12 protein-coding genes are annotated in these 12673 nt (G+C 62.2%); 5 read left to right on the top strand and 7 right to left on the bottom strand.

Features of this window, described 5'->3' with window-relative positions; all coding sequences use genetic code 11:
• Nucleotides 1-95: 95 nt before the first annotated feature.
• The 3 genes from VGM51_10195 (at nt 96) to VGM51_10185 (ending at nt 2909) form a co-directional block, all read left to right on the top strand.
• Nucleotides 96-2168 (top strand): DNA topoisomerase subunit B, encoded by a 2073-nt coding sequence (locus VGM51_10195; protein ID HEY3413410.1) that lies wholly within the window; start codon nt 96-98, stop codon nt 2166-2168.
• 79 nt (nt 2169-2247) lie between these two features.
• Entirely contained in the window at nt 2248-2529 is a 282-nt protein-coding gene (locus tag VGM51_10190) for a hypothetical protein (GenBank protein HEY3413409.1), read from the top strand.
• The gene (locus VGM51_10185) at nt 2526-2909 is read left to right on the top strand and encodes a PIN domain-containing protein (GenBank protein ID HEY3413408.1); all 384 of its coding nucleotides are present in this window, start codon (nt 2526-2528) and stop codon (nt 2907-2909) included. Before VGM51_10190 ends, VGM51_10185 begins: the two co-directional genes overlap by 4 nt.
• Before the next feature lie 459 nt (nt 2910-3368).
• Here the strand turns inward: VGM51_10185 and VGM51_10180 are convergent, their stop codons facing one another.
• The 7 genes from VGM51_10180 to efp form a co-directional block, all read right to left on the bottom strand.
• The gene (locus VGM51_10180) at nt 3369-4451 is read right to left on the bottom strand and encodes a cellulase family glycosylhydrolase (protein HEY3413407.1); all 1083 of its coding nucleotides are present in this window, start codon (nt 4449-4451) and stop codon (nt 3369-3371) included.
• A gap of 29 nt (nt 4452-4480) precedes the next feature.
• Nucleotides 4481-5908 (bottom strand): FG-GAP-like repeat-containing protein, encoded by a 1428-nt coding sequence (locus VGM51_10175; protein HEY3413406.1) that lies wholly within the window; start codon nt 5906-5908, stop codon nt 4481-4483.
• Between the two features lie 137 nt (nt 5909-6045).
• Nucleotides 6046-7584, bottom strand: a complete 1539-nt coding sequence (locus VGM51_10170) for an amidohydrolase (protein HEY3413405.1) — start codon at nt 7582-7584, stop codon at nt 6046-6048.
• Between the two features lie 64 nt (nt 7585-7648).
• On the bottom strand, nt 7649-8041 hold the full coding sequence (locus tag VGM51_10165; protein HEY3413404.1) for a hypothetical protein: 393 nt from the start codon (nt 8039-8041) through the stop codon (nt 7649-7651).
• Entirely contained in the window at nt 8041-8469 is a 429-nt protein-coding gene (locus VGM51_10160) for a biotin/lipoyl-binding protein (protein ID HEY3413403.1), read from the bottom strand. The genes VGM51_10165 and VGM51_10160 overlap by 1 nt, the downstream gene beginning before the upstream one ends.
• A 15-nt stretch (nt 8470-8484) precedes the next feature.
• Complete coding sequence (locus tag VGM51_10155; GenBank protein ID HEY3413402.1) at nt 8485-9636, bottom strand: hypothetical protein; 1152 nt, start codon at nt 9634-9636, stop codon at nt 8485-8487.
• A 46-nt stretch (nt 9637-9682) separates the two neighbouring features.
• Nucleotides 9683-10243 (bottom strand): elongation factor P, encoded by a 561-nt coding sequence (gene efp, locus VGM51_10150; protein HEY3413401.1) that lies wholly within the window; start codon nt 10241-10243, stop codon nt 9683-9685.
• 323 nt (nt 10244-10566) lie between these two features.
• On the opposite strand from efp, the gene VGM51_10145 reads away from it, so the two are divergent.
• Nucleotides 10567-11367, top strand: a complete 801-nt coding sequence (locus VGM51_10145; protein ID HEY3413400.1) for an Hsp20/alpha crystallin family protein — start codon at nt 10567-10569, stop codon at nt 11365-11367.
• Between the two features lie 214 nt (nt 11368-11581).
• Nucleotides 11582-12517, top strand: a complete 936-nt coding sequence (locus VGM51_10140; GenBank protein HEY3413399.1) for a peptidylprolyl isomerase — start codon at nt 11582-11584, stop codon at nt 12515-12517.
• Nucleotides 12518-12673: the final 156 nt, after the last annotated feature.

The raw sequence follows: 12673 nt of genomic DNA, 5'->3' as shown, positions 1-12673 counted from the left end.
CCCCCCACGGACTATACTGAAAGTAGTGAATTCAGGGCATTATTGAGCAATTACGGGCTTTTGAAAACGAGGGAAATTTGGCTACACCGAAGGATATGAACCGCCAGCAACTGGAGGGCGAACAGTACGACGCCGATCAGATTCAGGTATTGAAGGGGCTGGAAGCGGTACGACGTCGCCCGGCCATGTATATAGGCAGCACAGACCTTCGCGGTCTGCACCACCTCTTCATAGAAGTGGTGGACAACTCCATCGATGAGGCATTGGCGGGGTACGCCAAGAACATCGACGTTGTGATCCACGAAGACGGATCCCTCAGCGTTGCGGACGACGGGCGCGGCATCCCCACGGGCATCAACAAGGCCGAGGGTGTTTCCGGATTGGAACTTGCTCTTACGCAGCTTCACGCCGGCGGCAAGTTCAAGGAAGACGGAAAAGCCAGCGCCTACAAATTCAGCGGCGGCCTCCACGGCGTCGGTGTGTCGTGCGTGAACGCGGTATCCGAGTGGACGATTGTTGAGGTGGAGCAGCTAGGCAAGAAGTTCCGCATGGAGTTCTCGCGGGGCCCCAAAACGACCGAACTGATGGAGGTCGGACACTCGGACAGGACCGGCACGACGGTGCGTTTCATGCCCGACCCGGAGATTTTCTCTACGGTGGAGTGGCACGACGACCTTATCCGGGATCGCCTGCGTGATCTTTCCTACCTCAACAGCGGCATCCGCATTACGCTGGAAGACCTGCGAACACAGCCGGTGGACGAAGATGAGCCAGCCTCGGACGAGCCCGTGGAACCGAAGGGCAAAGAGGTTTTCTACCACGAAGGCGGAATGGCCGCGTTCGTAGAAGCACTGAACAAAAACAAGGACGCCATCCATCCCCCCATCGTGCTCCAGCGCAAGACGCAGGACCCGTTCGGCCGCGATGTGGAGGTGGAGGTCGCACTTCAGTACAACGATGGGTATCAGGAGAACCTCCGTTCCTACGCGAACAACATCCACACCCTGTTTGGCGGAACCCACGTATCCGGCCTGAAGACGGCCCTTACGCGCGTGTTCAACAGCTACGCCCGCAAATCGGGCGCCCTGAAGGAGAAGGACTCCAATTTCGCTGGCGACGATGTCCGCGAGGGCCTCACCGCCATCATCAGCGTTCACCTTGTGGACCCGCAGTTTGAAAGCCAGACCAAGGTAAAGCTCGCGAACAACGAGATCGAGGGCATCGTGAACTCGCTGGTCGGCGAAGGACTGTCGGAATACCTCGAAGAGAACCCCGCGATCGGCCGCAAGATCATGGAGAAGGCGACCACGGCGCAGCGCGCCCGGGAGGCAGCGCGCAAGGCCGCCGAACTTGTGAAGCGCCAGAGCGCGCTGGAGAGCGCCGCGCTGCCGGGCAAACTGGCCGATTGCAGCGAACGCGACCCCAGCAAATGTGAACTGTACCTGGTGGAAGGCGATTCGGCGGGCGGTTCCGCCAAGATGGGGCGCGACCGCCGGTTCCAGGCGATTCTGCCGCTCCGGGGCAAGGTTATCAACGTTGAGAAGGTGCAGGCCCACCGCGCGCTGGAGAATCTGGAGATCCGTTCACTGATTACGGCTCTCGGGACCGGCATCCACACAGGCAGCGTTGAGGACGACGCGGAGGAGACTGAGGACACCGAATCCAAGGCGACGAATGGAAACGGTAACGGTAAGGACTCCGGCGTCCAGTTCGATATGAGCAAACTGCGTTATGACCGACTGATTATCATGACCGACGCCGACGTGGACGGCGCGCATATCCGCACGCTGCTGCTCACGTTCCTCTTCCGCTACATGCGCCCGCTCATCGAAGAAGGGCACGTTTACATCGCCCAGCCGCCGCTTTACCGCGTTCGTGTGGGAAAGGAAACCCTATACCTCTACGACGACAAGGCGCTCAAGGACATCCGCAAGGAGCTGAAGGGCAAGAAACATGAGATCGGGCGGTTCAAGGGCCTTGGCGAAATGAACGCCGAGGAACTGGCGGAAACTACGATGATGCCCGAAGGGCGCACCATCCTGCAGGTGCAGATGGAAGACGCCATGGACGCGGATGAGACGTTCACGATGCTGATGGGCGACAAGGTCGAGCCCCGGCGCGAGTTCATCGAGGCCAATGCGCGCTACGCCAAGGACCTCGACGTGTAATCTCAGGCGGTTGTCTGGTACAATATCAGCGGGAGCGGATCATTCCGCTTCCGCTGAGTTAGTTTTGGAGGTTGCCCGCATGACACTCGTGCTTGAGTTGCCGGAGGAATTGCAACGCCGCCTGAGAGCGATCTCTGAGGATCGCCATGAGGCACAAGAGGCGGTAGCTGTCAAAGCGATTAACGAAGGGCTTGAGTCCCTTCAGGCGAGCGTACCTAAGCATCGAACTGGAGCCGAGGTCGTCGCGTCCTGGCGAACAAGCGGGGCGATTGGAGCTTGGAACGACCGCTCCGACATTGGAGACGCGGTGGAGTTCGCACGAGAGCTCCGCCGACGCTCGAACGAACGGATCAACGAATGAGGCTCGTCGTCGATACAGACGTACTCGTCGATGTCCTCCGCGAGTATGCTCCGGCGCTTCACTGGTTGTCTGCGCAGGACACAGACCCGATCGTCACCGGCTATACGGCGCTTGAGTTGTACACGGGTTGCCGAGATGCGGCGGCCGCGCGAGGGGTCTCAGCGCTCCTCAAGGATACAGAGATCAGATGGGCAACGGCGAGTGGTTGCGACGAGATGCTCGCGCGCTACTCTGCGCTCCGACTCAAATCTGGTCTCGGCATCGTTGATGTTCTTATCGCCCAGACCGCGATCGAAGCCGGCGCCACGCTTGCGACTTTCAACACCAAGCACTTCGCCGCAGTGGAAGGCCTCACCGTGGTGGAGCCGTACGAACGTTAACTCAAGGAGATTTCATGCGTCGAAAAGATTCAGCAACGCCATCGTTCTGGCGGGTCAGTCCAGTCGCACTGTTTCTAGCGTTTGGCGTTCCGAACCTGTTCCTGCTCATGGGACTCGCACAGTGGAGTGGAAACTATCCGTCGGAATGGATCAGGCCTTGTCTTCTAACGATGCCTCCATTTGTCTGCGCGTTGCTGGCATGGAAGCTTACCCTGCGCCGAAGGCGGAGACGGGGCGTCACCATATCGCTGCCTTCCGAGGATAATCTGACCTGGGCTGTGGCCGCAGCGTTTGGTACCCCCCTGTCCGATACTGCCAGGTTGTTTGCACGGACAAAGTGGGGATATGCTGGAAGTCCATTGGCTGTATTTGATGACATATGCCTCGTCGTCGCAGGCGGCCTGGTCTATGTGCTGTACACGATTACACGAAAGCTATGGCAGCGCTCCCAGGGCTCTCCTACCCCTTCAAACCCAGCGCTTTGAGGGCTTCTTTGTCCAGTTGATCGTCCTTGCCGTTGGTCACGCCGAAACCGCCTCCATCATCCCAGATCGTCCACGGCACCTTATAGGCTTCCAACGCCACGCGCACGTCGTGCAGCCACGTCAGCCGGTCAACGGTGGGGCCGTTCTTGTATGCGCCGAATTCGCCGCACGTGAGTGGCACGTTGTACTTCTTGCCCCACTCGATGTACGGCTTCATGTCCACCGCGATCTTCGCCGCGTCCCAACGCTCTTTGCCGTATTGCAGGATGTAGCCCTTCTGCGGTTCCGGGTACTTCTCCGCGACAGCCGCCACCGCCTCAGGAGAGGACGGGTATGGAACACCGCTCAGGCCCTTGACGCCATCCCACGACCATGTGGCGCCCTGGTGCGTGAACAGGAACGGGTTGTAGTAGTGGAAGGTGTACACGACGTTTGTGTCGCCGACGGGCTTGAACGTCTTCATCACCTCCAGCACATTCCAGTTCCCGGGGGCAATCTGCATGTTCGGTGACGCGAGGAGCGTGTGGCGCGGCGCCGATTTGCGCATGGCGGCCAGGCAGCGGCCCTGCAGCGCGTCCCATACCGCCGGCGTGTCCGACAGCGGCTCGTTGCACACTTCAAGGAAGAGATAGTTTGGATCGTACTTCGACAGGTGCTTTGCCAGCGCGCCCCAGAAAGCTACGAAGCGGGTGCCCCACTCGGGATCGTTCCACACACGCTTGTCGGGGTCGTGGATGTCCACGCTAACGGCAAAGTGATTGGACAACAGGCGGCCGAGCACGGCGTCCAATCGTTTGAGGCCATCCGGGTCGAGGATCGCCGGTGAATCGGGCAGCCAGAACCGTTTTGGATCGACCGTCAGACGAACGTGTTTGAATCCGGCCTTCGCCAATGCCCGGACCAGTGGCTCCGAAACCGCGTCCTCGGATGCGTACCGGTACGCTCCGAAATTGAGGCCGTGCGACATGCGCTGCAGGCGCACCGCCGGCACGCCTTTTGCAAACCCGGCGCCGGCAAGGCATCCTAAACAGAGCGCGAACGTAAATCTGGCAATCATGATACGTCTCCTGTAAAAGACTTGCGGGCCTACCGGGGATCCCCGGGTGGTGCGAGGTGGCCGGTACGGCCCGCGTTCTCGCGATACTGCGGCCAGTCGATCTTCGTCGCATTGTATGTACCCGGCCCGCAGTCGAGAATGATAACATGTCCGAAGCCTTTCCACGTATGCGACGGAACGTCGGCGATGTAGCGCTGGCCCGTCGCGATCACCACGTTCAGGTGACCGTTGCCGCGCAGATCGCACAACGCCGGGGCGCCGAATATGCTTTCGAAGCGCATTCCTTCCTGGGTCGGCGCCGCACAGGTGGGAACCTGCCACAGAAGCGTCCCGCTCTCGCCGTCCAGGGCGTACACATAGCCGTCCGTTCCGCCCACAACGACGTCCTGCGTCCCATCGCCATTGACGTCACCGATTGCCGGTTCCGCGAAGATGCCGCTCCCGGGAGTTGCGGCGAAACGCCAACGGATGGCGCCATTCGGGTTACAGACGGTCAGCACTCCCGCCGCATCACCGGCCACCGCGTCCACTTCGCCCGTTCCACGCCTCAACCGCCCAACGGCGACTCCCGACGTGAGGGGCGCCTTGCCGCACACTGTCCTCCACAGGAGACGGCCGCTGCCGCTCCAGCAGTAGAGCGCTCCATCGTAGCCGCCGGCGATGACCTCGTCGCGCCCGTCGCCATTGATGTCCGCGGCCGCGATGCCGCCGCGTATCAGGGTGCCCTTCGGGAGTTCCGTGGAAGCCCTGTCGGCCGGAAACCACCCCCTGATTGGCGACCCGACTGCGGTCCAGGCATACAGATGGCCGTCGTAAGTCGCGGCGACCACTTCGTGCCTGCCGTCCCCATTGAGATCCGCGATGACAGCGGGAGAGTCCATGGCAAACCCCTTCAGCGCATACCAGGGGAGCGCGGCAAAATCGGTCTGGGTTCGCGCGAGCAGCGCGCCTGAGGCGGAATAAAGGCGCAGAGATCCGTTCTGAAATGCGTCCCCCTCCCACACACCCTGTGACGCGTGCAGCACCTCCAACCGGCCATCCCCGTTCAGATCGGTGATCAGAGGCGCGGCGTAAGCGTGCCCGTACGCGAGGCCCTGCCACGTATCCTCGTTGACCGGGTACCACGGGGCAACCGCGCTGCCGTCGCCGCTCCACACATACAGACGCGATACCAGCCAGGTCCCAGTCGCCCGCATAGCGGCCGGGGCGATGTCCTGTCCGCATGCCGCGAGGATTTCGGCGCGACCGTCGCCGTCCAGGTCCGCCATCGCAAGCCCGAGCGTCGCGTCCCGCGTATGCCGGGGCCAGCCCCGCAGCATGTCGACCTTGCCGTTCCGCCATCCGATCAAGGCGACTTCATTCACATTGAGGGGGTCGTACCGCTGCCGCGTGATGTCCCCGATGTTGTCACTCGTGACTGCAATCTCCGGGCGGCTGTCACCGTCGACGTCCGCCACAGCCGGGGATGCGCTGGATGTGAAAGGCAGACGGATCGATGCGAGAACGGAAGGGCGGTGCGCTGCGGGAGTCGCGGCCGCCGTTGCTGCGGCAATGGCACATAGCAGAGACGGGAGGGAAAATCGCTTAACGGGATTCACTCAGCCTTCCGATACTGAACCACGCCTCCAACTACCGTGAGCGCCGGGGACATCGTCTCCAGCCTTCTCGGATCGCCCGTGAACGGGTCCTCATCCAGAGCGATGAAGTCGCAGGCCATTCCGGGCTCGAGAGTGCCGGTACAATCCTCCTGGAAGCCACTGACCGCGCTTCCCTTTGTATAGAGGTCCCAGGCCTGCTCCACCGAGAGGCACTCGTCCGGCACGAAGCCCTGCGAGATGTCGGCGCCGCGCCAAGGGGCGTCCCGGGTCACCGCGCGTCCGATGGCTTCCATGGCGTTGAGTCGCTCAACCGGGCAATCGGTGCCACCCGACATTCGAATGCCCGCCTTGAGCATGGAGGCGAACGGGTAAATCCAGCCCTTCCGCTCCTCGCCGAGGCGTTGGACCGTCCAGAAATCCGTAACGATGAACTGCGGCTGTATGCAGCACACAATCCCGGTTTTCGCGAGGCGGGTGATCTGGTCCGGCCGCACAATGCTGGCGTGTTCGATCCGATGGCGGCGCGACCTGGTGGTTTCGCCCGCCGCATTCGTGATGGCATCGATTGTGACGTCCATGGCTCGGTCGCCGATGGCGTGGATCACCATCTGGCAGCCGGCCTGCTGCACCGCGCGGCACATGCGCTCCAGTTCATCGGGGGTGTGGATGAGTTCGCCCGTATTGCCCGGATCGTCCGAATAGCCTGCCGTCAGCGCGGCGGTGCGGGCGCCCATGGAGCCGTCCGAAAACATCTTGACGCCGCCGATGCTGAGCCAATCGTCGCCGAAGCCGGTTGAGAGCCCGAGCCCTTCCAGATTATTCAGCAAGCGATAGGGAATCTGAATCCGAACCCGGATCTTCAACCGGCCCTGCCGATGGAGCGACTGAAGCGCCCGGATCTCATCGGCGGTGTCGACGAGAACGTGGGCGCCTGTGAAGCCGCCCTGAACGGCCAGTTCCATTGCGCGCTCGCATATCTCAAGCCACTGACCCCGCGTCGGAGGCGGAACACAGTCGTAGACCGGGTCCATGCGCTCTTCGGTCAGGAGGCCCGAGGCGGATTCCAATCCCGCCAGCTCAAGTGCTTTGCTGTTCACCACAATGGCGTGGTAACAGACCCGGGAAACAAGACACGGACGGTCCGGGGCGATGGAATCCAGGTCCGCTTTCGTCGGGAACGCGTGGGTCGGGAACAACTCGTGATCGAAGCCATGACCCATCAGCCATCCGTCCGGCCGGCCGGCGCCATGGATTCGCAGTCGCTCGCATACCTCGTCAACGGATCGGCTTCCGGTGAGATCCGCCTGCCAGAGATCGTTCTGAGCGTTCCACAACAGGTGAACGTGGGCGTCTACCGGCCCGGGAAGGGCCGTGCGGCCTTCAAGGTCTACCCTGAGGGCGTCTGCCGCAAAGGGGTGGTCCAGTGCGGCGCCGCCAACCGCCAGCACATAACCCCTCGCATCGCACAAGAGCTCGTTTACGAGTCCCGACGGGCCAAGTGTACGTATGGTCCCGTTGTGAAATAGGATCGGCATGATGGTTCCTCGCGCGAAAGACGAAACGTGCAATGTCCGCAACGGCGGCGCAAGCCGCTCCAAGCTAGAACTTTTCGTGACCTGGTGTTGGGCACCAGACCTGGCCCGTTTGGGCGTTGTATTGGTACGGCTGCTGTGTCACGGGGCACTTAAGCATTTGCGGGCCGATTCCCTGACTGCGCAGCGACGGCAGCGTAGCCGGCGGTGGTTCGGTCTCGCCGGATTGGGTCCGGGCCATGGTGATGGCCACGCGAATCTGATTGAGATTGTTGCGGCAGTCTACTTCTGTACCCTTTTCGAGGCTCTGTCCCAGGTAGGTGGTCGGACCCCCGGGACGTATCGGCGCGGGCTCGGGCTTCTGAAGGCGGAAATACAGGAAAAACCCCACAGCGATGAGCACTGCGACAATCAAAAGCCCCAGCATGCCTTCGCCGCGTTGCGCGGACCTGTGGTTCATTACCGTCCTCCGTGGCAACTCAGGGAAAACAATGGTTGCCCGTATTCAACCGGCTGGCCGTCCTCGACGTGCACCGCCAACACCTCGCCATCGGAATCGGCGCGAACATCGTTGCGAATCGTGAGTGCGTCGATCGTCCCCAGCAGATCGCCGGCACGTACGGCCTGCCCCAGCGTCACCTGAGGCGCAGCCTCGTGAAACACGCCGACAACCGCGGCTTCAACAATCGCGTCGGCTTCGGCCGTATGCGAGGCGCCCACCGGGGCGCTGTGATCAACCGGCGCGGGCCCGGCTTCCGGTGCGGCGAGTCGAGGGGCGACGGCGCCGCGTTCGAGGGTAATGCTCCAGGAATCAGCCTCCAATTCCAGGCTCGCAAGCTCGGACTGGGCGAGAACGTCCGCCAGTTCATCAATCGTCTCAATTCGCAAGTAACGACTCCTCTACTACAGTTTGGCCTCAAAACACCAGTATTCAAGAATTCGGGCCGCCAGGGTGATCAGCGCGAGCGCGGCAAGCCCAAAGGTTACCCATTCCATGAGGGGGATGTCGAGCGCGCCGCGAATCTGTGATCGAACTATGGACGTATGCGCTGGGTCGAACGCCAGGCGCAGCGTAACTTTGTCGATTGACGCCATCGCCCTCGCATACCACGCGTGCAGCGCATCCGCCTCGTACAGCATAAGCGCGGGAACGCCAACCAGGGTGAGCGGTGCCAGAATCTTGTGCTTCTGGACCTCATGGAAATTGTAGATGGGACAGTCGGCGCAGGCGACCTTCTGATACGGAGCTTTGTGATAGGTCGATTTGAACCGGTCAGCTAACGTCGGAGCGGGGGCTTTGCCCGGGGCGCCCAGCCACTTCGCCGCGTCTTTTCCCATTTTCTGCCGCGCCTCGGCGAAAACCTTGTCCGCAATGCTCTCGTCGCAGATACAGCCGCTCTTATAGCGCCAGCAAGACTTGTGGTAGCCGTTGCGCCCCGGCATGCACAGTTTGTTGATCTCGTCCTTGCAGTAATGCGTTTGCCAGCACGAGCTGTAAAATGGAACCTTCAGGCGGCTGCCAGCGCGCCTCGGCGCCGCCAGCGAATCCTGTAACCGCTCCCCTATCCAGCCCGCCAGAAGAAGGCCGCCTGCGCTGAGAAGCGCCAACCCGGTCGTCCGCCAAGCAGCCAGAATATCGGCGCCCGGATGGTTCTGCCGAACCATGCTGCGGGATGCTTCGGAGAGAAACGGGACAGCGAAGTATGGCAGCGCCGCGTACAGGAGGCCGCCGGCAATCGCGAACAGAATCCAGCCCCAGTCCCAGCCCCAAAGGAGGGCGACCAGGCTGAGCGAACCGACAACGCCCGAGATCAGCATCGCCTGGGAGGCAACCTGGACGTTGTGGGTCAGTTGTTTCGACAGCGCCGGGTCGAATGTGTTGGGGTACTGAGAAAGAGGGCCACCGTACGCGGCATAGGCCATGTAGGCAAGGGACGCGATGAAGACCAGCGCCGCCAGCCGCGCAATCAGCGCGAGGACGTCGTTGGCAATGTCCGCCGCGGATCGTGATCGCCGCGGTCTGCGGTCAGTTGAGGCGGGTCGTTTGACGGACATGGTGCGATCTGCCGGGCGTTGCGCACCTCGTATGCGCGTTCGGAAATCAGCCGGTCACGCGGCCAAGATACTGGTCCGTGCGGGTATCAACCTTGACCTTGTCGCCGACGTTGAGGAACAAAGGAACAGTGACTACCGCGCCTGTCTCCAGCGTGGCGGGTTTGCCACCGCCACTGGCGGTGTCGCCCCGAAGGCCGGGATCGGTCTCGGCGATCTCAAGTTCCACCGAAACGGGAAGCTCAACGCCTAGCACATCGCCGTTGTGCGTCAGGACCGAGACTTCCATGCTTTCCTTCAGGTACTTAACCTGTGATCCGAGTGTGGCGGCCGAGATCTCGGTCTGCTCGTAGTCCTCGGTATCCATGAAAACATAGGCGCTGCCGGTCCCATAGAGATACTGCATTGACTTTCGTTCGAGGATGGCCTGTTCCATCTTCTCTCCGGCGCGGAACGTCTTCTCGATCACGCTGCCCATCCGGACCTCGCGCAGTTTGGTGCGCACAAAGGCCGGGCCTTTGCCGGGCTTCACGTGCTGAAACTCCACGATCTGATAGATTTTGCCTTCCAGATGGATACTCAGGCCGTTCTTGAAATCGCTTGTGTCAATCGCCAAATTCAACCTCCATACGCGGATAAGCGCCGACCGTCTCGGTCCGCGCTCATCCATGTTACCATTCTGCCGCGCGTGGGTCAAACGCGGCGCCTCGGGAGGGGGTGCGGACCAGGAAAGCGTCGGGTATTCGCGCACGCTTCCATCGGCCGGATCCCGGGCACGAGGGCTCCCGGGGCCCAAATCGGCGAAGAAACAAGCACGGGCGACGTGCGGGCTTGAAACCACGACGGGGTTATGGCGTAAAGTGTTGTGGAGCCGTCCCGCAGGTCCGCGCCGTTTGCGCGCCGTCGGGCGGTGAAGCAAAGGAGAAGGTGGTTATGGACCGGAACCGTGGTTTCGACATCAGTGGACTGCGTCAGCAGATCGAAGACCTCCTGGAGGACTTCAGCGGCGGCGGACGCCGCCCCCAAGGCGGGCGCGGGGCCGGCGGCGATCAGCCCCAGCACCTGACCCTTAATATCGTGGACTCCGAGGGAGCCTTTATCGTTACGGCGCCGCTGCCCGGCCTTGCTCCGGAGGAGATCGACATCTCCGTCCGCGGCCAGAGCCTCGCCATCCGCGCCCACCAGAAACCCGCGGGTGGAGAGCGCCCGAACTACTTGCGCCGCGAATGGGGCGCCGGTCCGTATCAGCGCACGGTTGAACTCGGTGCGCCGGTGGATGCGGAACGCGCCGAAGCCAGTTTCAGCCACGGCGTGGTCACCATTACGCTGCCGAAGGCCGATCCCAACAAGACACGGGTGATTCCGTTGCAGGGTGAAGAGACCCAGGCCGAGGGCCAGTCCGTCGAGCCTGAAACCGATATCACCGTCGAGGAAGCTCCCGTCGAAGTGGCTTCCCCGGTGCCGGAGACCGTCGAAAAGGCGGAGGAAACAGCGCCTGCCGCAGCGCCCAGGGCGGACACTCCGGCCGAAACCGCGCCGGAGGGTGAAGCCGCCACAGAAACCGCGGAAGGCGAAGAGCCACCCACCCGCTTTTACATGCGCCCGCCCCGCCGGCGTGGCGGCCAATCGCGGGCCGCGCGGGAAGCTGCCAAGCAGGCTGCCGCCGCGGAAAAGGCCGGCGCGGAACCGGCTTCAGCCGAAGCGCCCGCTCCGGAACCGCCTGCGGCCGAGTAAGCTCACCGCGCCGGCTGTATTGAAGCGCGTCCCTGCCCTCTCCGGGCGACGGGCGCGCTTCCGCGGTTTTTGGAACGCCGGGGCGCCTCATTCTACAATCAAGTGGCGTTCGAATTTCAGTTTCCTGGAACCGAACGGAGTGATCGGTCGCCTTATGGATTGACGGCCGAATATGCTGAGCGGCGCGGATTTCCCGTGCAAGAGGAGCCCTGGATTGAAACTCCCAGTTTCTGTTACAACGTTCTCGTGTGCCCTGGTGACGTTATTCGCGTGCGCGGGCTGCGGATCCGTGCTCGCCATGCCGCCGGGCGCTGTCGCCACCGTCAACGGGGTTCCAGTCCTCAAATCAACCATTGACAGTCATCTCTGGCGTGAATCGGGCGCTGTAACGCTGGATTTCATGATCAAGTCGCGGATTCTGCTCGATGAGGCCGCCAAGCGCGGGATCACCCTCTCCCCCGAGGACCTGCAAACCCGCATGCTTGAGTACAAGACGACATTTCTGACCGCGGCAGGGCATACTCCCCTGGACTGGCAGAATTTTGTAGCCCGATTTGGCCTGAAGAACATCGAAGCTCAGCAGAGGGATAGCCTGCTGGCCGTTCGGATTGGGGATGACGAGGCCGCCAAAACGGTGCTCACCCCCGACGAAGAGGCGAGGGTCCGCGCGGACCTGACGCGAGCCGCGCACAAGGTACGCGCCCGAATCGCCCTGGTAGGCATCGGCGCGGAGTTCGGAGGCCGTCTGGAAGCCGCCGCGAAGGAACGGGCCGATGCGGCGCGGGCCGCTCTCGATGCCGGCAAAACCTGGGACGCGGTAAGCCTCGAGTTCTCCGATGACGTCAGCACGCGGAGCCACGGAGGCGATCTCGGCTTTGTGACCCGCGAACAAGTTGAGAAGCCCCTGGAGGACTTCCTGTTCTCCGCCAAGCCAGGTCCGGAATCGCGCCGGATCCTCCGCTTGGGCAGCGGTTACGCCGTCGCGGAGGTTGTGGAGCGCAAGGACATTCTGCCAACCGAGGCCGACATCAAGAAGGCGATGGACGAGACGCTGGCTCGCAAGAAGGGGATCGCGAAGGAAGTCTCCACCTGGTTTCCGAAGGCGGAGAAGGCCTGTTCGATTCAGCGTCAGCTCCCTTATCAACCATAGGCCGCCCGGTACGGCTCGCACTCAATTGACCTTGCGCGTCGATTGGGATAGAATCATCGTGGATTGCCAAGCCGGGTTGATGGGCCCCTGGCCTTCCCCCGCAAGCGCAAGAGTATGTTATCGGCGCAACCTTCCCCGCGGAAGGTGCGCACAGTT

This window comes from Armatimonadota bacterium (genome assembly GCA_036504095.1).
Taxonomy (GTDB): domain Bacteria; phylum Armatimonadota; class DTGP01; order JAKQQT01; family JAKQQT01; genus DASXUL01.
Note: the sequence above shows the minus strand (reverse complement) of the source record. Positions and strands in the feature narration are given on the sequence as shown.

What these genes read in the sequence shown, in the direction of transcription:
- VGM51_10165 (HEY3413404.1), bottom strand. Translation starts at nt 8,041, where the DNA reads ATGAACCACAGGTCCGCGCAACGCGGCGAAGGCATGCTGGGGCTTTTG.
- VGM51_10185 (HEY3413408.1), top strand. Translation starts at nt 2,526, where the DNA reads ATGAGGCTCGTCGTCGATACAGACGTACTCGTCGATGTCCTCCGCGAG.
- VGM51_10195 (HEY3413410.1), top strand. Translation starts at nt 96, where the DNA reads ATGAACCGCCAGCAACTGGAGGGCGAACAGTACGACGCCGATCAGATT.
- VGM51_10180 (HEY3413407.1), bottom strand. Translation starts at nt 4,451, where the DNA reads ATGATTGCCAGATTTACGTTCGCGCTCTGTTTAGGATGCCTTGCCGGC.
- VGM51_10145 (HEY3413400.1), top strand. Translation starts at nt 10,567, where the DNA reads ATGGACCGGAACCGTGGTTTCGACATCAGTGGACTGCGTCAGCAGATC.
- VGM51_10190 (HEY3413409.1), top strand. Translation starts at nt 2,248, where the DNA reads ATGACACTCGTGCTTGAGTTGCCGGAGGAATTGCAACGCCGCCTGAGA.
- VGM51_10170 (HEY3413405.1), bottom strand. Translation starts at nt 7,584, where the DNA reads ATGCCGATCCTATTTCACAACGGGACCATACGTACACTTGGCCCGTCG.
- VGM51_10155 (HEY3413402.1), bottom strand. Translation starts at nt 9,636, where the DNA reads ATGTCCGTCAAACGACCCGCCTCAACTGACCGCAGACCGCGGCGATCA.